At 40.1% G+C, this 20,920-nt stretch carries 19 protein-coding genes and 2 pseudogenes; 4 read left to right on the top strand and 17 right to left on the bottom strand.

Features of this window, described 5'->3' with window-relative positions; all coding sequences use genetic code 11:
* Positions 1-318: 318 nt before the first annotated feature.
* The gene (locus ACPC57_RS03425; RefSeq protein ID WP_274504394.1) at positions 319-648 is read right to left on the bottom strand and encodes a glycosyltransferase family 2 protein; all 330 of its coding nucleotides are present in this window, start codon (positions 646-648) and stop codon (positions 319-321) included.
* A gap of 46 nt (positions 649-694) precedes the next feature.
* Here ACPC57_RS03425 and ACPC57_RS03420 point away from each other — a divergent pair, with 46 nt between their 5' ends.
* Entirely contained in the window at positions 695-2,008 is a 1,314-nt protein-coding gene (locus ACPC57_RS03420; RefSeq protein ID WP_434066302.1) for a GHKL domain-containing protein, read from the top strand.
* Positions 2,009-2,047: 39 nt separating this feature from the next.
* Here the strand turns inward: ACPC57_RS03420 and ACPC57_RS03415 are convergent.
* From ACPC57_RS03415 to ACPC57_RS03405, 3 genes and pseudogenes are all read right to left on the bottom strand, one after another.
* Positions 2,048-3,371: pseudogene (locus ACPC57_RS03415) on the bottom strand (metallophosphoesterase).
* A gap of 84 nt (positions 3,372-3,455) precedes the next feature.
* Positions 3,456-4,977: pseudogene (locus ACPC57_RS03410) on the bottom strand (flavocytochrome c).
* Positions 4,978-5,139: 162 nt separating this feature from the next.
* Positions 5,140-5,586, bottom strand: coding sequence for a thioredoxin (locus ACPC57_RS03405; protein WP_254451611.1), 447 nt, complete (start codon positions 5,584-5,586; stop codon positions 5,140-5,142).
* A gap of 1,057 nt (positions 5,587-6,643) precedes the next feature.
* Between ACPC57_RS03405 and ACPC57_RS03400 the strand changes: the two genes are divergently transcribed.
* Positions 6,644-6,847 carry a KTSC domain-containing protein gene (locus tag ACPC57_RS03400; protein WP_171989270.1) on the top strand — a complete coding sequence of 68 codons (204 nt, stop codon included), beginning with the start codon at positions 6,644-6,646 and terminating at the stop codon, positions 6,845-6,847.
* Positions 6,848-7,106: 259 nt separating this feature from the next.
* Here ACPC57_RS03400 and rpsD read toward each other — a convergent pair whose 3' ends face one another.
* From rpsD to mnmA, 10 genes are all read right to left on the bottom strand, one after another.
* Complete coding sequence (gene rpsD / locus ACPC57_RS03395) at positions 7,107-7,718, bottom strand: 30S ribosomal protein S4 (protein WP_217374418.1); 612 nt, start codon at positions 7,716-7,718, stop codon at positions 7,107-7,109.
* A gap of 203 nt (positions 7,719-7,921) precedes the next feature.
* Positions 7,922-8,173 (bottom strand): Veg family protein, encoded by a 252-nt coding sequence (locus ACPC57_RS03390; protein ID WP_217374420.1) that lies wholly within the window; start codon positions 8,171-8,173, stop codon positions 7,922-7,924.
* Between the two features lie 3 nt (positions 8,174-8,176).
* The gene (gene dnaB, locus ACPC57_RS03385; protein WP_217374421.1) at positions 8,177-9,532 is read right to left on the bottom strand and encodes a replicative DNA helicase; all 1,356 of its coding nucleotides are present in this window, start codon (positions 9,530-9,532) and stop codon (positions 8,177-8,179) included.
* Between the two features lie 31 nt (positions 9,533-9,563).
* Positions 9,564-10,016, bottom strand: a complete 453-nt coding sequence (gene rplI / locus ACPC57_RS03380) for a 50S ribosomal protein L9 (protein WP_217374422.1) — start codon at positions 10,014-10,016, stop codon at positions 9,564-9,566.
* 11 nt (positions 10,017-10,027) lie between these two features.
* Positions 10,028-11,989, bottom strand: coding sequence for a DHH family phosphoesterase (locus ACPC57_RS03375; RefSeq protein ID WP_217375208.1), 1,962 nt, complete (start codon positions 11,987-11,989; stop codon positions 10,028-10,030).
* A gap of 84 nt (positions 11,990-12,073) precedes the next feature.
* Complete coding sequence (gene mnmG / locus ACPC57_RS03370; protein WP_434066301.1) at positions 12,074-13,990, bottom strand: tRNA uridine-5-carboxymethylaminomethyl(34) synthesis enzyme MnmG; 1,917 nt, start codon at positions 13,988-13,990, stop codon at positions 12,074-12,076.
* Between the two features lie 2 nt (positions 13,991-13,992).
* Complete coding sequence (locus ACPC57_RS03365; protein ID WP_434066300.1) at positions 13,993-14,448, bottom strand: NUDIX hydrolase; 456 nt, start codon at positions 14,446-14,448, stop codon at positions 13,993-13,995.
* A complete protein-coding gene (locus ACPC57_RS03360) occupies positions 14,438-14,869 on the bottom strand; it encodes an NUDIX hydrolase (protein WP_434066299.1) in 432 nt (143 codons plus the stop codon). Before ACPC57_RS03360 ends, ACPC57_RS03365 begins: the two co-directional genes overlap by 11 nt.
* A gap of 131 nt (positions 14,870-15,000) precedes the next feature.
* Complete coding sequence (locus ACPC57_RS03355; protein WP_434066298.1) at positions 15,001-15,633, bottom strand: RpiB/LacA/LacB family sugar-phosphate isomerase; 633 nt, start codon at positions 15,631-15,633, stop codon at positions 15,001-15,003.
* Positions 15,634-15,659: 26 nt separating this feature from the next.
* On the bottom strand, positions 15,660-16,784 hold the full coding sequence (gene mnmA, locus ACPC57_RS03350) for a tRNA 2-thiouridine(34) synthase MnmA (RefSeq protein ID WP_434066297.1): 1,125 nt from the start codon (positions 16,782-16,784) through the stop codon (positions 15,660-15,662).
* Positions 16,785-17,014: 230 nt separating this feature from the next.
* Here mnmA and sdaAB point away from each other — a divergent pair, with 230 nt between their 5' ends.
* Together sdaAB and sdaAA are read left to right on the top strand one after the other, a co-directional pair.
* Positions 17,015-17,686 carry an L-serine ammonia-lyase, iron-sulfur-dependent subunit beta gene (sdaAB, locus tag ACPC57_RS03345; protein ID WP_289647054.1) on the top strand — a complete coding sequence of 224 codons (672 nt, stop codon included), beginning with the start codon at positions 17,015-17,017 and terminating at the stop codon, positions 17,684-17,686.
* Between the two features lie 12 nt (positions 17,687-17,698).
* Positions 17,699-18,571, top strand: coding sequence for an L-serine ammonia-lyase, iron-sulfur-dependent, subunit alpha (sdaAA, locus tag ACPC57_RS03340; RefSeq protein ID WP_434066296.1), 873 nt, complete (start codon positions 17,699-17,701; stop codon positions 18,569-18,571).
* 298 nt (positions 18,572-18,869) lie between these two features.
* On the opposite strand, the gene ACPC57_RS03335 is transcribed toward sdaAA, so the two are convergent.
* From ACPC57_RS03335 to ACPC57_RS03325, 3 genes are all read right to left on the bottom strand, one after another.
* Positions 18,870-19,250 (bottom strand): hypothetical protein, encoded by a 381-nt coding sequence (locus ACPC57_RS03335; protein WP_274504406.1) that lies wholly within the window; start codon positions 19,248-19,250, stop codon positions 18,870-18,872.
* 115 nt (positions 19,251-19,365) lie between these two features.
* Positions 19,366-19,923 (bottom strand): LysM peptidoglycan-binding domain-containing protein, encoded by a 558-nt coding sequence (locus ACPC57_RS03330; RefSeq protein ID WP_434066295.1) that lies wholly within the window; start codon positions 19,921-19,923, stop codon positions 19,366-19,368.
* Between the two features lie 218 nt (positions 19,924-20,141).
* Positions 20,142-20,900 carry a hypothetical protein gene (locus tag ACPC57_RS03325; protein WP_434066294.1) on the bottom strand — a complete coding sequence of 253 codons (759 nt, stop codon included), beginning with the start codon at positions 20,898-20,900 and terminating at the stop codon, positions 20,142-20,144.
* Between the last annotated feature and the right edge of the window lie 20 nt (positions 20,901-20,920).

The following is a 20,920-nucleotide window of genomic DNA, read 5'->3' as shown; positions in this document are numbered from 1 at the left end:
ACATAGAAAGTATGCTCAGGTAGAACGAGACCGACCTCTCTTAACAACTCAGTCCTGTAAATCAAGGAATTCATCATCATGTACACGATGGTGATACTCGTGGTGGTGCAGCCTTGTCTGCAGTCCTGTAAATCAAGGAATTCATCATCATGTACACTGTTCCTTTGGAAAGGCACCAACATCTTCCCAGCCGAATATACGGTTCTCAGGCAGAGTGAATTGATAAAACATGGATATTTTACGAGATTGTCCCTCTTTTTCCTAAACAAAGTTGGAGATAAAGGCATCAACTGGCGTATTTTCATCTCCCAAAGCCTGCTAACTCTCTAGGATCTTCAAATAGGCCCTGGTATCAACCCAGTCATCTGAATCCACCACTTTAAAGTACTTACCCTTGGCCTCACGTATCCCTGTATTTACAGCTCCGCCATGGCCCTTATTGTCCTGATAGATGGCACGTACGTTTGAAAATTGATTCTCTAGTCCCTCTGCGATTTCCTGAGTCCGATGGGTCGACCCATCGTTAGTCGACCCATCGTTAATAATCAGAATTTCAACCTTGTCACCACCCATTACAAGGGAATGAACACAGTAATGAAGGTAAGTCTCCGAATTATAACTCGGAATGGCAATACTTAGTAAGGTCATCTTTCTCTCCATTTGACACGATTTGTTACTATGGAGATAGCCTACTATGATTAACTTCCCTGATATTCCACGTTTCTATACTGCTCTAACAGAAAGCTTGGCCTGCCTACTGGTCTGTTCCTCACTTGTTTTGTCTGAAAAATGGTCACGCAAACAGTTCCGTATCCTCCTGATTTTCCTCATACAAATCTTACTTCAACTTGTGGCTGGCAAATTCCCTTTGTTTTTTTTTTTGACTGTGGGAATGGGCATCAATATCGCTTGGATGTTTGTTTCCATTCGATTGCTTGGAGTTATCCACAAGAGGGCTAGTCTCTATTTGACAGCAAAAGCCTTTATTATTGCCGAATTAGTAGCTTCCATTACTTGGCATCTCTACTGTTTGACGATTTATCAACAACCTGTGGATAACTTGTGGACACAGGGGTTATTTCTGTTGATAACTTCTCTACTTTCTTACTGGCTCATCTATCTACAAGATAAAAAGGGTCAATTAGAAGAATTGGATGAATTCATTGAGCAGCGAGATGTGACGGTAGCTGTCTTTACAACCTTATCTATCTTTGTTCTTAGTAATATTGGTTTCATCCTCTCAGGCACGCGCCAATTTCAAGACTCGACCAGCAGCATTTTCATCCTCCGGACAACCGTCAACCTCTCTGGTCTTCTGCTCCTATTCACCCAAGAATCTCAACAATACGATCGCTATTTACGGCAGGAGTTGACTTCTATCAATAATATGTTTCAACTTCAATACAAGCAATACCAAGCTTATTGTGAAAACAGTGAGATTCTTGACCGTAAGGTCCATGATTTGAAGCATCAACTGGCCATCATCCAACAAGAACCTGATAAAACCAAAAAGGAACAATACCTAGAGGAAATCAGCGAGGTGATCCAGACACTTGATGCAAAGATTGAAACAGGAAATCCTGTTCTTGACACCATTTTGAGCCAAAAAAATTATTACTGTTTGCAAAATGGTATTAACTTTACCTGTATTGTTCAGGGAGAGGCCCTCCATTTTATGGATGTAATGGATATTTCAGCTCTGTTTGGAAATGCCATTGACAATGACATCGAGGCTGTGAAAAAAATAGATAACACCGAACAACGCTTGATTACTTTAAAGGTTACTAGCCATCAGCAATTTCTCATCATTCGATTAGACAACTACGATACTTCTTCACTAGATTTATCCACAGGACAGCTCCCTGAAACTTCAAAAACAAATAAGGACTATCACGGATTCGGTCTTAAGAGTATGGAGTATGTTGCCAATAAATACGGTGGCAGTCTCACACTTAGCAAGGAAGATAATTGGGTGCAACTAAAAATCATTCTCCCCTTACAAGCATAGAAAAATCCCGTTTAAAGGCGGGGTTTTTCTTTATATTCGTCATTTAGAAACCGTCACTTGCTCTACATCTCGATTTTGACTCCGTTTTATAATCACATCAAGATAGTCAGCTAAGAAACTTCTCGGTGACACTGCTTGCAAGGTCTGATAGGCTTGGCTTGGAAATACTGTCTCATCAAGCCAAGTCTGATCCAATTTTTCTCCTGAAAAATAAGCACGATTGGCTGGCATGATAAATTGTGAAATAGCATCCGCTGTCTCGCCATCATACCAACGTTCATCGTTCAAAGCATTGTGCACCATAATATCACTGGTACTGTCAAAGACGGTTTGTAAGTAGCTTACCTGATCCTGCAAATTTGGATCACTAGGCTGGTGCTTTTCTGCCCACGAAGTCATATCAAGTTGAGTTTTTTGATAGTGAATGCTTGTATCATCAAGGCTCAATTGGCCGATAACAGCTGGGTAAATAGAAAATGCACCATTGACCACTTCAGTATAGCTGACTTGCCCCAAGTCTTCTTCAACAATATTCTGAGAATGCGTGTGTCCCGAAAAACCAAATTGAATGCCATATTGATTGAACAAAGCCTTCAAATCGACAGCATTATCCAAGGTATATCCTTTTGAGAGCATAGCATGCTGTTGCAAGACATTGTGATGGACAACAGGTATCAGGCTCACTCCAGCTTCCTTGGCTTCTTGAAGCTGTACTTCTATCCAATCCAAGGTCTCTTTTTTGATACGTCCATTAGTAGTCGGTGCGCCATCTCCTTGCCCACTAGCGTAGATGTTGCTATCTATCATCAGAAACCATACATTGGAAAATGGCTTGGCCACGACTGCTGGCTTGTAGGTAGCCGTTATCAGCAAAGATATTTTCAAATTGCTGAGCGGTAACTTGATCCGTCACTTCCTGCTGATTTCCTTTAAAGTCTCTAGCCCATCCACTGGCAATATCATGGTTGCCAGGAATGACCAAAACCTCCGTTCCTTTTTCTTCAATCTGTGTAAAATATTGGGCCAACTCAACCATACTCTGTTTTTCACTGTTGAGAGACAAATCACCACTAACTAGTAGCAAAGAAGGATGCTCACGCTCTACTTGTTCAACCAGAGCCTCCATCCGCTCTTTTCCATAGCTCAAATCCTTACCAGCAGCAGTTTTTTCTATATAGGAAAAAGCCTCTCCATCATCAAATAAATCTTGTGATAAATAATGTAAATCAGTGATGATCCAAATTTTATCATGGTCTGTTAATTCAGCCTCGGCATAGGATTGCTGACGCTGACCTGTCATAACTGACCAGACTACCATCAAACAAATTAAGCTACCTGCCAGTAATATCATTTTCTTCTTCATACCCTAAAAGTATACCATCTTAAAGAAAGAGCGACAAGAAAAAGGAGTTTGACAATTAATCTGTCTAACTCCTTTAGTCATTTATTATTTTTTTGCAAATCCTGCTGCTTGCTCACCAGCCTGACGACCAAATACTATGATATCTGCTACAGCATTACCACCAATACGGTTTTGACCATGAACACCACCAGTTACTTCACCAGCAGCATAAAGACCAGAGATTACTGAACCATCTGTCTTCAATACTTGAGTATTGGTATTGATTTTCACACCACCCATCGTATGGTGGATACCTGGAGCAACCTTAATCGCATGATAAGAACCTGTATCCAAAGCATGATCCATACCAGATGTACGACCAAATGCCACATCATTTTTATCCGCTACAGCCTTGTTCCAAGTATCAAGTGTTGTTTGAAGTGTATCCCCAGGTACACCAATTTCTTTAGCCAAATCTGTAAGAGTAGTACCCGTTTTTACAAGTCCTTTTTCTTCGTATTGAGCAATTGCCTTCACACGATCTTTCAAAGCATCATCAAAAATAACGTAAGCGTAGTTAGGATCTAAAGCATTAATCGCTGCTGAAACTTTATCACGAGTTTCCAACTCATTAACAAAGCGCTCCCCTTTAGAATTGACAAGAATAGCACCTTCACCACGAACTGCTTCTGTAATCAAGTAAGAGGTTTCTTGCTCTACGGTTGGGTGAATTTGGATTTGATCCATATCAACAGTTGCTGCACCTTCTGATTCAGCAAGCGCAATACCGTCACCTGTTGAACCAGGTTGGTTAGTTGTTACATAGCCTTCAAGGGCAGAATTGAATTTTGCAACCATTTCTAAGTCTGCCCCAAAACCACCCGTAGCCAACACAACTGCTTTTGCTGAAATTTTCTTCGTTTCTCCAGCAATTTCTACCTCAACACCTGTTACGGCACCATCTTTGTCTTGCAGTTTTGTCACATCTGCATTTACAAAAATTGGTACTTCACGTTCAACAAGATTATGGTAAAGACCATTTACTAAGTAGCCACCAACAGCTGAACCATCTGCTGGACGGTGGGTACGTTTCTCACTCATACCACCAGTTGTAGTAAGGTTGCTAAGGGTAATCCCCATTCCGTCCAACCAGTCAATTGCACTAGCAGAATGATCTACAAGGTAACGTAGTAATTCAGGATCGTTTGTACCCTTACCACCTTTAAGGGTTTCTTCATAGAATTTATCATTGGTATCAGCAATACCTTCCGCTTCTTGGAATTTAGTTTGTGAAGCGTTCATACCAGCTGATGATTTAGCTGTATTCCCACCAATTACAGGCATTTTTTCCAATAAAACAACACTAGCGCCAGCATCTTTAGCTGAGTGAGATAGCAGCAGACATCCCTGCACCACCAGAACCAACGACGATAACATCATAGCTATCTTTCAACTCAGATGGATCAGTGTATTCTTTCACAGATGCACCTGATACAGCTTCTTCTGATGAAGAAGAGCTTGTAGACGATGATGATGTGGTAGTCTTTTCAGTTTTACCTCCACATGCAACCAAAAATACTACAGCAAGTAGACTCATAAACAAGCCTAACAACGTTTTCTTTTTCATGATAAACCTCCAATTTTATCTGTTACAACTATTATATACACTAGATTGTGAAATATTTTTCAATCTTATTTGAAATAATTTTCACAATGTTTCTGGTTGTCAACAAAAAAATGTATGAAAAAATTGCACAACTTACTCAAAAAATTGTGCAATTTATTTAATTTATTCAGTTAGCAACTGCAGGAATTGCTTTATCTCATCTTGGGAAGCCTGACTTCCTTTTCTTAACAAGCCATTCAATTTTCCTGATTTAAAATATGTCAGACTAGGTACCGTCTTCAAACCGCTTACCTGACGAAATAAATCAATCTTCCCATCTGGATCATTCTCACTATCAAGGTAGAAAACTGTCTTCCCTGTCTCTTCAACAGCTTGGGTTAGTTTAGGCACAAATGCTCTACAATAAGGGCACGTTTCCCTCCCAATATACAGGATAAAATCATCTTGCCGATCTAATTTTTCTTCCAGTTCACTAATGGAAATAGTCTGATACGCTTTCACTGCCTGACGGTATTCCGATTCTGTTGAACTAGAGGATTGTCGGACAAGAAATACGGATGCCCCAATTCCAACAATACTAAGTAAAAGCAAAACAATATATTTACGCACGATAAATCTCCTAATCAATTGATTGTACATTCTATTTTTTTGCCACACGGTGGTAATAGGAAATACAATTTGAAAACCCTACTAATAAGTTAATTATATCAAAATTAAGTAAAAATTCTCTATCGTAGACTCGTAGTAAGGTAATGCAAAAAATATCTCATCCAATGAGCTAGAGAATCGGCAGTTTTCCCTAAAATCATCAATTTATACTCTGCGAAAATCAATATCAAATGTTGTTGACTTGATTTGATGAGTGGGAGCGGGAAAGACTCGACCAGTCTAAAAAGAGTTCGTCAACAATTTTTTGTTTTAAGTTGTTGAGCTGAAACAGTCTATCCCAGACTTCAATTTATGTGAGCTGACTGCCGTCAGCTTATATCTCCAACTTTAAAAGGTCTCCTAGACCTTTTAAACTCCCACCCCCGCATAGCTCCAGCAGTCAGAGTGGTGACTGTTGGAGGTTGGAAATGAAGCGAACTCGTTCGCATCAGCCGTAGTGGTCAGATTTGGAGTGTGAAACACGAACTGCTGAGATTTGCTGTGCAAATCTTATCTCTTACCTTTAACAGTCTCCCAGATTGTTAAAGCCAATCAACCACTGCGCTGAGATGTTGACACGAACTCGAGAAGCGAGGCTTGACTTTCTGCCCGGCCTCAGCCTGTTCCCTTGAAAGATAAAAGGAACAGAGTTCTATCTGCATCTGAGCGAAACGAACTACGTTCGCCTATTTCCAACCTTCAAAGGTTCCCCGAATCTTTTTGTAGCGAACTTTGTTCGCCTTATTTCCAACCTCCAAAGGTTCCCCGAACCTTTGGAGCAAGTCGGATTTTGGTTTTCATTGAGTATTAACTCTTTTATTCAACACACACTTTTCTAACATATTCGTTGCTTTTGAAACGCTCCCTGCTTTTCGCTATGATATAATAGCTTTATAGCTACCAACAACTACTTATTGAGTAGGAATTGACTCCATTCCTTCAGCCTATACTGTGGGGAAGTTCTCCAACGTATTCGTATAGATTGTATGGAGCATTTTCGATTAAGAGAGGAAATAAAGTGCTGCGTAGAAATGTAAAAGCCAGGATGGTCAAGTCTATTGGGTGGGAAAATGAAATAATGGAAGTAGAATATGTGTCTGGTCTGATTCATCAATACAAAGATGTATCTGAGGCTGACTACATTCGCTCTCTAACTGGTGCCATTGACAAAAAAGTGAGGCGGATAGGTAAAACCCATGCATTCATCCGAGTGAGTGAATAAACTCTCAGCATTTGGACATTATGTGGACCTGGATACCAAAGACCTATAATATAGACTTGGCTACATCAATCTTGCCAGGACATTTAATACGAACAATCACTCTATTGGAGAAGGGAAAACGCCGTCTCGTTTTACGAAACAGCACTCCCCCCTCCCCCTCTCAAGGGGGAATAAAAAGGTAAGCAAACCCAGAAATCAACATTTTAAGACAAAGCAAAAAGCCCACTGTTGTAGGCTTTCTGTAAGATATTTCTTAAAATTAAAGAATTTTGTTGTAGAATTCTACGACAAGGGCTTCGTTGATTTCTGGGTTGATTTCATCGCGTTCTGGCAAGCGAGTTAATGAACCTTCAAGTTTGTCAGCATCGAATGATACGAAAGCTGGACGACCAAGAGTTGCTTCAACTGCTTCGCGGATAGCTGGAACGTTCAATGATTTTTCACGAACTGAGATTACTTGACCAACTTCAACGCGGAATGATGGGATATCAACACGTTTACCATCAACAAGGATATGACCATGGTTTACAAATTGACGAGCTTGACGACGAGTAGTTGCCAAACCAAGACGGTAAACAACGTTGTCCAAACGACGTTCCAAAAGGAGCATGAAGTTGAAACCAACTGTACCTTGTTTGATTTTAGTAGCTTGTACGAACAAGTTACGGAATTGTTTTTCACCTAAACCGTAAGAGAAACGCAATTTTTGTTTTTCAGCCAATTGCAAACCGTATTCTGACAATTTAGAACGGTTGTTTGGTCCGTGCTGACCTGGTACGTAGTTACGACGTGCCAATTCTTTACCTGTACCTGTCAATGACAAGCCAAGACGACGAGCTTGTTTCCAAGATGGTCCTGTATAACGTGACATTTGTTATGTCCTCCTAAAATAATTATTATTGTAGGAAATAACGTTTTAAGCAAACCTGATTCGTGCAGGAGGCCTTCATCGAAACAGCAACGATTACTCTTCTTGCTGACCTTCTGTTGACGAGCTTCATTTTGCCCTGCTGTTATTTCGCACAAAGATTAGTATAGCACAAAAAAAAGGCTCTGTAAAGCCTTATATAGCGATTAATCCAAATAATGAATCAATATTTTTTCTGTCAAAATGTCTGAGTAAGTATAAGATTCTACGAAGGTATTGTTGGGATCTTGAAATTCAACGATAAAGAGAGACTGATAAACCTCTATAATACGTCCTTGTTTATTCTTTTCTCGCTTCCGACCATTTTCAAGGGTTAATTCAACAACTTGACCCTCATGCTCTTTGATATCTTGCTTGATTTGCTTCATCTTGGCAACATCTGTAAATGCATCACTCATTCTCTATCCATCCTCTCTCTTGGAAATACTTGCAAATTTATTATATTCTTTTTGGAACATTAGTTCCACAGTACCACGCGCACCGGAACGGTTTTTTTCTATGATAACTTCAACCGTATTGTTTGGAATGCCACCATCTTCTTGCTCTCCGCGTTCATAATAATCATCACGATACAAGAAGGCAACGATATCCGCATCCTGCTCAATAGACCCTGACTCACGGATATCAGACAATACAGGACGTTTATCTTGACGTTGCTCCACACCACGAGACAATTGGCTTAGAGCAATAACTGGAACTTTTAATTCCTTGGCTAGAATTTTCAATTGTCGAGAAATCTCTGAAACTTCTTGTTGACGGTTTTCTCGACCGGTTCCAGTAATCAATTGGAGATAGTCAATCAAAATCAAACCCAAATTCCCAGTCTCCTGCGCCAATTTACGAGAACGCGAACGAATTTCGGTAATCTTGATACCTGGAGTATCATCAATGTAGATACTTGCTCGAGCCAAATTAGCTTGAGCCACCATGTACTTGTTCCATTCCTCCTGCGTTAGGTGACCCGTACGAATAGCCCTCGAGTTGATAACTCCCTCAGAAGCGAGCATACGGTCAACCAAGCTTTCTGCACCCATCTCCAGAGAGAAGATAGCAACTGTCAAACCCAGTTTTGTACCGATATTTTGTGCAATATTGAGAGCAAATGCCGTTTTACCAACCGCAGGACGAGCCGCAAGAATAATCAACTCTTCCTCATGCAAGCCCGTTGTCATAGCATCAAGAGCAGGATAGCCAGTCGCGATACCTGTAATATCGGATGTCTGTTTGGCGCGTGTTTCTAAGTTATCAAAGTTGATATTTAGAACGTCGTCAATTCTCTTAAACCCACTCCGACTTGCTCCCTGACTGACATCAATTAAAGCTTTTTCAGCATTAGCAATAATGTCATCTGAGCCATCAGCTCCTTCATAGGCTTGATTGACTGCATCCGTCAAACGGGCAATCAACTTACGAAGATTCGATTTCTCCGCAACAATCTTGGCATAGAATTCCGCATTGGCTGCGGTCGGTACAGAACTGATGACTTCCGCCAAATAAGCCAAGCCACCAATATTTTCCAAATCACCATGGTTGACAAGATAGTTGCGCATGGTTGTCGCATCAATTGCCTCATTCCTGTCAGAAAGGGCAATCATCGCTTTAAAAATTAACTTGTGGGCATGTTTGAAAAAGTCTTCCGCCTCAATATACTCACGGACAAAAACAAGCTTTCCTTCATCAAGAAAAATCGCGCCTAAAACGGACTGCTCCGCTAAAATATCCTGAGGTTGTACTCGTAATTCTTCTAACTCTGCCAAGACCTCACCTCCTCACTGGCTAAGTAGTGTCCTAGGCTTCTTTGATGTTCAATTGAATAAGACCTGTTACATCCTGATAAATTTTAACAGGAACTTCAATCAAACCAATCGCACGAATAGGGTGATCTAATTGAATATGACGTTTGTCAATCTTGATTCCAAATTGTTTATCCAATTCTTCTGCAATTTTCTTGCTCGTAATAGAACCAAATGTACGCCCATCTGGACCAACTTTTTCAACAAAGGTCACCAAGGTCGTTTCTTCAGCCAATTTAGCTTTAATACTTTCAGCCTCTGCCATCATCTCCGCATGAGCTTTTTCTTTTGATTTTTCTTGGCCACGAAGTGCGCTAATTGCTTGATTTGTAGCTTCTTTTGCCAAGTTTTTTTTGATCAAGAAATTTTGAGCATAACCGGTTGGAACTTCCTTGATTTCGCCCTTTTTTCCTTGTCCTTTAACATCTGCTAAAAAAATTACTTTCATCTTCTAACTCCTTAACTGTCTTTTATTTCTTCCCGTATTATCGTAGTGAGTGTTTCACAAACCTCTTCTATCGTTTGATCATACACTTGGGCAGCAGCTAAATTAAAGTGACCGCCTCCGCCCATTTCTTCCATAATCCGTTGAACATTGACTTTGCTGTGACTTCTCGCAGAAATTGCCACATAGCCTTTGATATTTTTTGTGAGTACAAATACTGCTTCAATCCCTGCCATATCTAAAATAGTATCGGCTGCTTTACTTGGGATTATATTGTCATAGTCTTTCGTCTCATCAGCACAAACAACGACCACATGTGGTTCAACTTTTTGCCCTCGTAAAATTAACTCATTAATCTGACGATATTCTTCAAAGTCTGTCGCAGAAATTTGTTGAATTTCCAAACTATCACTGCCACGTGTACGTAAATAACTAGCTACGTCAAATGTACGACTGGTCACGCGTGACGTGAAATTCTTGGTATCCAGCATAATCCCCGCCATCAAAAGGCTTGATTGAAGTCTATTTAACTTATGGTGTTTATCATTCTGGAACTGAATGAGCTCCGTTACCAACTCACTTGCAGAGCTTGCTCCACTTTCGATATAGGTCAGAATCGCATTATCTGGAAAATCCGTATCCCTACGATGGTGATCCACAACAACCACTTGATTAAACTTCTCAAATAGTTTTTGTGACAAGGTCAATCCAATCTTAGAATGGTCTACCATAATGAGTAAGGACTCATAAGTGACTAATTTCAGTGCTTCATCAATCGTGATTAAATTAGAGCAATTTTCTTCCGACAATTTCTTCACAGCACGTTCAATATCCGGTGCCATTTCATCTGGATTATACACGGTATAGGCATTATTCATAATATTTTGTGCAAAATATTGCATCCCTACTGCTGAGCCGAGCGCATCCATGTCTAAATTACGATGTCCTACAACAAAAACGGCATCTACTGATTTCAGTTTGTCGGATACAGCCGTCATCATGGCCCGTGTCCGTGTTCGTGTTCGTTTGACTGACGAAGCTGAACCGCCTCCGAAGAACAGTGGCTGCTTGCTTTCATCATTTTCCTTGACAACAACTTGGTCCCCACCACGAACTTCAGCCATATTTAAATTTTGAAGTGCTGCTTGTCCTATTTGATGATGATTCTCATTACCAAAAGCAATCCCCATACTTAAAGTCAAACCCAACTCCAATTTTTTTGCTTCTTTTCGGAACTTATCAATAACTGAGAATTTATTCTGAATCAATTTCTCTAGAACTGCATAATCTGTAAAGAAATAAAATCGATCCATCGTTCCACGGCGGTAATAAATACCGTACTCGTGGCAAAAATCTGAAACAAATTGAGCTAAGAATGAATTTACTTGGCTAATCTGAAAGTCGGTCACTGAATTTTCTAACTCATCATAGTTGTCAACAGAAATAATGCCAATAACCGGTCTGCTGCCAATTAAGCTATTTGTTGCTATGTATTCTGTGGATGCATCAAAAAAATAGAACAATCCTTGATCAAAGTCAACATTTACAGTGTACCTTTTGCCTGAAAAATTTGCATAGGTCCGCTCTTCATCCAATCCCACATCAATGATTTCTCGGAGTTTTTTTTCATCAAACTCCCCATTTTCTTTTGCAAATATTAATTCTGCAAATGGATTAAACCATTCAACCTGATTACTGTCAGTTTTTACTTTAATGACACCGATTGGCATTTTATCTAACAGCTTCATTAATCCAGAATTTGCCTGAGTATTTAAATACTCAATCTGCTCCAACTCACTAAATTCATATGAATACTTCTGGTATACAAATAAAGATACGAGTAAGACGAGACTTAAGAAGAGCGCAAAAACCGTAACGATGCCCATTGGAAACATTCGATGGAGAAGTGCAACCAAACCAAATAATATCACACCTATCATGACAAAATGAATTGTCGAAAAACGAAACTTTTTCATCATTAACCTCTGCCTGCCATTTTACCATAAAATGCAAGAAAATTCTAGTTTTGGTACCACCTGCTTAAAAGAAAAAGATAAGCACTAAAGGCTATCTTTCTTCTTATTTTTCGCAATAGAGCGACTGCGTCCTTCTAAATATACCATTAGGATGGAAATATCTGCGGGATTGACGCCTGAAATCCGACTTGCCTGTCCAATTGTTTCTGGGGAAATCAGCTTAAATTTTTGACGAGCCTCGGTTGCAATCGAATCAATATCATCCCAGTCTATATCTGCTGGAATTCGTTTTTCTTCCATGCGTTTCATCTTATCAACTTGATCCATGGCCTTAGCAATGTATCCCTCATACTTGACTTCCGTTTCAATCAACTCAATTGTTTTTGCATCTAAGTCCTCTGCCGCAGGGCCAATAAATGCAACAACATCAGCATACGTTACATCAGGGCGACGCATGAATTCCTTTGCAGTCAGTGCATCAGTTAAAGGTTTAAAGCCCATTGCAACAACTTTTTCATTGGTTTCTTTGACTGGCTTGAGTTTGATAGACTCTAAACGTTTCATTTCGTTATCAAATTGATTTTTGTGGATTTGGAAGACATGCCATCGTTCATCGTCTACCAGTCCAACCTGACGACCGATTTCTGTCAAGCGCATATCGGCATTATCATGACGCAAAATCAAGCGGTATTCAGCCCGACTGGTCAAGAGACGATAAGGCTCAACAGTTCCCTTAGTCACTAGGTCATCAATCATGACCCCAATATAGCCATCGCTTCGTTTCAAAATCAATTCTGGTTTATCCTGTACCTTGAGGGCCGCATTAATACCAGCAATAATCCCTTGGCCTGCTGCCTCTTCGTAGCCTGATGTTCCGTTTGTTTGTCCTGCTGTAAACAGTCCTGAAATCTTTTTGGTTTCTAATGTAGCGCGCAACTGATGAGGCATAACCATGTCATACTCAATTGCATAACCTGTTCGCATCATTTGAGCATTTTCCAATCCTTTGATTGAATGAACCAACTCTCTTTGAACATCCTCAGGCAAACTAGTCGACAACCCTTGGACATAAATTTCATCTGTGTGACGACCTTCTGGCTCTAGGAAAAGCTGGTGGCGTTCCTTGTCGGCAAAACGTACAATCTTGTCCTCGATAGATGGACAATAACGGGGACCAATCCCCTTGACAATACCTGAAAACATGGGTGCTCGGTGAAGATTACTGTTGATAATCTCATGGCTAGTCGCATTGGTATAGGTCAGCCAACAAGGAACTTGGTCTTGTAAATAATCCTCATCCTTTGACAAGAATGAAAAGTGGTTTGGTTTTTCATCACCTGGTTGAATTTCTGTCTCTTCGTAGTTTATAGTACGAGCATTCACACGTGGTGGTGTCCCTGTCTTGAAACGACCAATTTCAAGTCCCAATTCTTTCAGATTATCCGCCAGCGTGATAGAAGCTAGGCTATTGTTAGGTCCTGACGAATACTTGAGATCTCCAATGATGATTTCACCACGTAGGGCTGTACCAGTCGTTACCACGACTGCTGTTGCTGAATATTTCTGATCAGTAGCAGTACGAACACCTACAACCTTACCATCTTCGACCAAAATCTCATCAATCATGGTTTGACGCAGGGTCAAATTTTCTTGACGCTCCACCGTTCGCTTCATTTCCGCTGCATATTCTGCTTTATCAGCCTGAGCCCGTAAAGCACGAACAGCTGGTCCCTTTCCGGTATTGAGCATTTTCATCTGAATATAGGTTTTGTCAATGTTTCGGCCCATTTCACCACCTAAGGCATCAATTTCCCGTACCACAATCCCCTTGGCTGAGCCACCAATAGATGGATTACAGGGCATAAATGCCACCATATCCAAGTTAATCGTCGCAAGCAAGGTCTTACAACCCATCCGACTGGCTGCCAAGCCCGCTTCTACACCAGCATGCCCCGCTCCAATTACGATGACATCATAGTTTTCTGCAAATGCGTATGTCATATTTATTTCTCCTTTACATTCATGATATGTTTGACTTGTCGATCCCAGTTTGGCAATTCTCGAGCCAGAAAAGCTGGTACAACATCTAGGTTTACAAGGTTGTCAATTTCAATCCATTCACAAGGTTGCTTCAACTTGCCTTCTATCATTTCATCAGGCATTTCTCCAATAGGATCAACGACAAAATGAAACTCGATGTTGTGAAAGTGTATGCCTTCCTGTGTAAACTGATTTTCGACAACAAAAGCCAGTTGATTGACACAGCTGTCAACCCCTAATTCTTCTTTTACTTCTCGAACAACCGCATCTGCCGCCACCTCATTGACCGCAATAGCACCGCCAATGATATAATAGCGCCCCTTAGAGTCCTTCGTGAGAAATATTTTCCCATCTTTTATAATCAATGCAGTCGCCCGAATACCAAAAATCTGATTGTCAATTCTGGTCCTAAAATCCATTATTCCTTCTCTTTTCTAAAATTTCATCGAGATATGGTACTAAGTTTTTCTTGTTTTCATCGCGGCTAGTAATCCATAGAAAATCAGTATGCTCTTCTGGATCAAGAAGAATTGTTTTGGGCTGTTCCGGAAGTGTCACTTCATAGACCAGCCTTGTAAACACCGTCTGTTTCTCCTCGTCAAACTGACTATCTTCATGGATAATGGTCAGATTTTCCTTAGCTATCAAAATGCCTGTTTCTTCATAGCATTCTCGAACAACAGCATCACGGGGTAATTCATTCTCCTCAACACGACCACCTGGAATGTCCCAATATTGAGGAAAAACATTGGGCTTACCACGCTTAATTTGCGAACGCTGAATAATCAGGTGACTGTCTGCAACAGTCAGTAAAACATGGGCAATCAGTTTGACAGGCATGGTTCCTCCTAATCTCACAAAAAAATAGCCAAAACTCTCGAAAACTGCAGGACAAAAAAGCCTACAATTCCCATGAGCTTTGACCATCATAGTTCTTGTTAGAAATATTGTATCAAATCTGCTTCTAAAGTTCAAACCTTATAAGCCATTAACTTTTCTAAAAGGAGTTTATTCGTTCCGTTTTGAAAAATATAATCGACAAACGTTTTTCTTCTTAAAATTTTAGTCAATAGATGCTCATCAAAGTTTGGTAAAATTTCCAAAAAAAAGCGTGTTGTCAACTGATAAATATGCACCAATTCAGTTGCTTCCTTATTTTTACGTTCAGCATCTTGAACTGGATAGCCTGTATTAAATTCTCCATCAAATAATTTTTCCAAGGTATAATGCAAATTCAACTCGCCAGACCGACCAAAATTTAAGCCTAGTGGCAAAGAAACTACGTTACCGTTGTTAATCCGACCAAATAGATAGGCATCCTGAGGTGTTTGAACAAATCCACAACGTAAACCTGGTAAACTATTGCAAGCCATCATCATTCCTTGACCAGAAGAACACCCTGTTACAATAAAGTCAGCTGCACCTGTTTCAATCAACAAACTAATCATAACAGCCACTTCCACATAGGAGTAGTTTTCTATTTCTTCTGTAAATATGCCTAGATTGACAACTTGATGTTGTCCACCCATAGCTTCACAAACTGTATTAAACAAGTGCTGGTTGATCTCTGTTCTTGTACTAGCTTGAATAACTACAACACGCATCTAATCCTCTTTTACAAACCTGTCAACTAAATATACTGACAAGCTTCCCCGTCCCTGTAGGCCATATCAATCATGCCACCGCCAAGACATTCTTGTCCGTCATAGAAAACAACGGCTTGTCCTGGTGTGATGGCCCGTTGTGGCTCTGCAAAGATAACTTCTGCCTTGTCACCTTTTACCTTGACAGTTACTTGACTATCTGGTTGACGATAGCGGAACTTAGCTGTGCATTCCAGCGTGAATTCTTCCGGCATATCATGTGTAAAGTGAACTTGACTAGCCTGTAAAGATGTTGACATCAACGACTCATGATAGAAACCTTGACCGACATAAAGGATATTTTTCGACAGATCTTTTCCGACAACAAACCAAGGCTCATTGTCCCCACCGATTTGTCCGCCGATACCAAGCCCGCCCCGCTGACCAATCGTATAGTACATAAGTCCTGCATGTTCGCCCATGTCACGGCCATCTACCGTCATCATCCGACCGGGCTGGGCTGGCAAATATTGTCCTAAAAATTCTTTGAAGTTCTTTTCACCGATAAAGCAGATCCCTGTCGAGTCTTTTTTCTTAGCTGTCGCCAAGCCTGCTCGCTCTGCTATTTCTCTTACCTGAGGCTTTTGTAAATGGCCGAGCGGAAACATGGTTTTCTGCAGTTGTTCCTGTGATAGTTGGCTAAGGAAGTAGGTCTGATCCTTGCCATTGTCTGCCCCACGTAACATGTGAACCGTGCCATCATCATCACGTGTTACTTGAGCATAGTGCCCCGTCGCCACAAAATCTGCTCCCAAATTCATGGCGTAATCCAAGAAAGCTTTAAACTTAATTTCCTTGTTACACATGACATCTGGATTGGGTGTACGGCCAGCTCGATATTCCGCAAGGAAATATTCAAACACACGGTCCCAATACTCTTTTTCAAAGTTGACAGAGTAATAAGGAATACCGATCTGGTCTGCCACCGCAGCCACATCTTTGTAATCTTCTGTTGCTGTACAGAAGCCATTTTCGTCCGTGTCGTCCCAGTTTTTCATGAAGATGCCGATGACATCGTAGCCTTGTTCTTTAAGCAACAAAGCTGTAACCGATGAATCCACACCACCACTCATACCGACAACAACACGGGTTTTAGAATTGTCTATTGACATAATCTTCTCCCATCAATTGTGATACTCAGACTCAATCCGAGTTCAATTTCAACTTAGACTTGAAGGGTCTAGTTTTATCCAAAACGATTGAAGGTCGATTTGAACAATTTGTATTATATCATATAAGATGGGACATAGATAGAATTTTGATATTAAAACCCATGCATTTAAGCATATTCTCGTAAATGAATTTTTGATATAATAGAACCAAGAAAAACGTGAGGATTACTATGACAAATTTAAAATTTCAATCGGTCTTTGATATTATTGGACCAGTCATGATTGGACCTTCTTCCAGTCACACAGCAGGTGCAGTCCGTATCGGCAAGATTGTCTCATCTATCTTTGGTGAGCAACCCACCGAAGTTGAATTCCAACTCTTCAACTCCTTCGCTAAAACATACCGAGGGCATGGTACTGACGTAGCCTTGGTCGCAGGTATTCTAGGTATGGATACGGATGATCCACGGATTCCTAACTCTTTAGATATTGCGAGGGAACGTGGTATCAAAGTTTACTGGCGTGTCAACAAAGAGAGTAATACACCCCATCCCAATACTACGCGAATCATAATAAAAAATGAGAAAAAATCTATTTCTGCAACAGGTGTATCCATTGGAGGAGGAAATATTCAGGTAACGGAACTAAATGGATTTTCTGTCAATCTGAATATGAACACCCCAACCATCATTATCGTTCATCAAGATGTCCCAGGCATGATTGCAAAAGTTACCGATATATTATCTAAATTTAATATTAATATTGCTCAAATGAATGTCACTCGTGAAAAAGCAGGGGAAAAAGCCATCATGATTATTGAGGTGGACTCCCGTCAATGTGAACATGCTATCCCAGAAATTGAAAAAATCCCTCACTTGCACAATATTACCTTCTTTAACTAGAAAGAGAGAGCCATGTTTTATACAATTGAAGAATTGGTTTCACAGGCAGAACAGTTTTCTGGTAGCGTCTCAGAACTAATGATTGCTACTGAAATAGAGCTAACTGGTCGGAACCGTGACGAAATATTGACAATCATGTCAAGAAACTTGACAGTAATGAAAAATTCTATTATTGATGGTCTCTCCGAAAGTAAATCTGTTTCAGGATTGACAGGTGGGGACGCAGCAAAACTCGACGCATATATAAAAGGTGGAATGACACTGTCCGACACCTCCATACTGTCAGCAGCTAGAAATGCCATGGCTGTCAATGAACTAAACGCTAAGATGGGTCTTGTTTGTGCCACTCCGACTGCTGGCTCCGCTGGATGTTTACCAGCTGTTTTAGGAGTTGCCATTGACAAGTTGAAGTTGACAGAAGAGCAACAACTTGACTTTCTCTTTACAGCTGGTGCCTTTGGTCTTGTCATTGCCAACAATGCTTCTATTTCTGGAGCAGAGGGTGGGTGTCAAGCTGAAGTTGGTTCAGCTTCTGCTATGTCTGCTGCCGCACTAACATTAGCTGCAGGCGGGACAGCGTATCAAGCTAGTCAAGCTATCTGCTTTGTTATCAAAAATATGCTTGGTCTCATCTGTGATCCTGTCGCTGGCCTAGTGGAAGTGCCTTGTGTCAAGAGAAACGCGATGGGTGCTAGCTATGCTATGGTAGCTGCTGATATGGCATTAGCTGGTATTGAATCAAAGATTCCTGCTGATGAGGTAATAAATGCTATGTATCAAGTAGGTGCTGCCTTACCAACAGCCTTTCGTGAAACAGCCGAAGGCGGGCTTGCTGCTACACCGACTGGTCGCCGACTTGCACAGGAAATTTTTGGGGGAGGTTGACAGTGTTGTAAACAACAAAAGGACCGTCAGGTCCTTTTGTTGTTTGGTAAATATCATTTTATCTAAGGTGGTGTCGTTGTTGTCAACCTCAGTTATTACTAAAGTTGAACCCGTTAAGGAGTATGTATTTACTTGTCCATCAATATAGGCAAGTTTTTTGTATAAATCAAAGATTAAGAATAAGAATAACTAAAATAATCATTCCTGTGCCACCAACTATTAACAGTTGGACAAGAAAGGCTTGAAATTCCTGACTTACTTACTGTTCCTCGATATCTTCCAAAATAGCATACAGGTGTTACATTTGTCTATCTGTAGCCACTTTCCGGCTAATTACAACTTCTCCATCAACATAAGAAGTATGAGTGGTAGCTGAAATACTGATAGTAGTCAGATCTTCACTATCATCCTTGAAATTTGAAAATACGACCTCACCATTGCTTTCTGCGTAAAGTTGTACGCCACTCTTTGCTAATTCATCTGCCAAGGATGAAAAATCAGTTCCCGAAAAGTTTTCTAGGCTTGCCTGACTTGCTGCTGTCTTCTGACTGGTGGTTTGCCAAGTACCTTGGTTACGATAAATGCTATTAACCACATAGATACTTACCCCTAACATAGCTATTAAAGATAAGACGAGCATTGTCATATTGACGCGAAAAATTCGTTTCTGTAAATTCATTCTTTTTCTCTTCTTGTCAATTTTTTCACATTATAAGCAAATTTGCACAATTTATAAAGCATAGAAAACTACAAAACTAAAAAGCCTAGTGAAACTAGACTTTTTTATAGATCTTTTAGTACCATCCATTTGCCAACCAGAATGCTTTGGCTGCTGACCATGAACCGTAACGACTTGCAACATAAGCATCAGCTACGCGCTCTTGGTTTTCAACAGAGTAGTCACCATTTAGGTACGTATTTGTCAATTGGTAACGACCAATATAGATACCATTTTGAGCATCATAGCTACCACCTGACTCTTTTTGTGCAATCCACTCCTTAGCTGCGGTATCTTCAGCACTCAAGTTTGAAGAATAAGAGCTAGTTGTAGTTGTTTCTGGTGTCGTAGCTGTTTTAGTCTCCTGAGCTGGTTGTGCTGAAGTAGCGACTTTTATCACTTCACCCAACTCAATAGCTTGACCAACATGAATAAAATCAGGGTTAGTGATTTTGTTTTGCTCTGCTAATTTTTCGACGGTAGTGTTATATGTCAAAGCAATCTCTGACAATGTGTCCCCTGATTTTACAGTATAAGTGTCAGCGCTAACCACACCAGCACTCAAAATTGCGATGCCCGCAACCAAACCTAAAATAGTTGTTTTAATGTTCTGTTTAAATGTAATATTCATCATGTAAATACATTCCTTTCTGTTATGTTATCTATCATACACTTCAACTATTACTCTGAGTTTGAAAAAATATTACAAATATTACAATGACATTGAGTTTACACTATAAAAGCTCTATTTACTGGCAATTTCTGCATATTTTTACACGATTCTTTGCATAAATATATTTGTTTTTTAAAAATATGAAAATGCCTAGAAAAAACTAGGCATTATTTATTTTCTTAATACCATCCATTTGCTAACCAAAACTGGTAGGCTGCAGACCATGAACCATAGCGTTGCAAAACATAGGCATCTGCTACACGCTCCTGATTCTCTGGTGAATGGTCTCCATTTAAATAAGCGCTATGTAGCTGATATCTTCCAATGTATACTCCATTAGAAACCGTATAGCTACCTCCAGATTCTTTTTGTGCAATCCATTCTTTAGCAGAAACATCGTCAATAGTTGAACCAGCAGATGACTGATTAGCAGCAGTTCTCATTGGATTTGAAACAGGTTGAATCACTTCTGAATGAGGAGTTACTTGTGAGATTACTTGTTCTGACTCAATAGCTGTTGGCTCCAAACTAGTTTCGCTTACATACATATCACTTTGAAGGTCCCCTGTAGTAGCGATAGTTCCATCATCTCCTAATTCTGTATCAGTCGAACTTTTATCTCGCAAATCACTTGATTCAATAATTTGCGGTTCTTCAAACGTAATTTCTAAAGCTTCCACTTGAAGTGGTTGAGAATCAGTCTTCAACTTTAATATAGTTTCATAGCCCAATTCAAAAATAGGACTTGCTGAAATATATTCAGTTGTATGCGGAACACCATTACGAATCTTATTTACTGTATTCTTAATAGTATATGGGGCATCAGATACTGCTCTCACAATTTGTGTATGAGATATCTTCCCTGTTAGAATGAAACCAACTAACACCAAAGCAAGAATAGTGAATAATCCAGTAACACCTTTCAATGCTTTATACATCAAACTCTTTTTCATTAAAA

The organism is Streptococcus sp. VTCC 12886 (genome assembly GCF_049893425.1).
Classification (GTDB): Bacteria; Bacillota; Bacilli; order Lactobacillales; family Streptococcaceae; genus Streptococcus; species Streptococcus suis_AA.
Note: the sequence above shows the minus strand (reverse complement) of the source record. Positions and strands in the feature narration are given on the sequence as shown.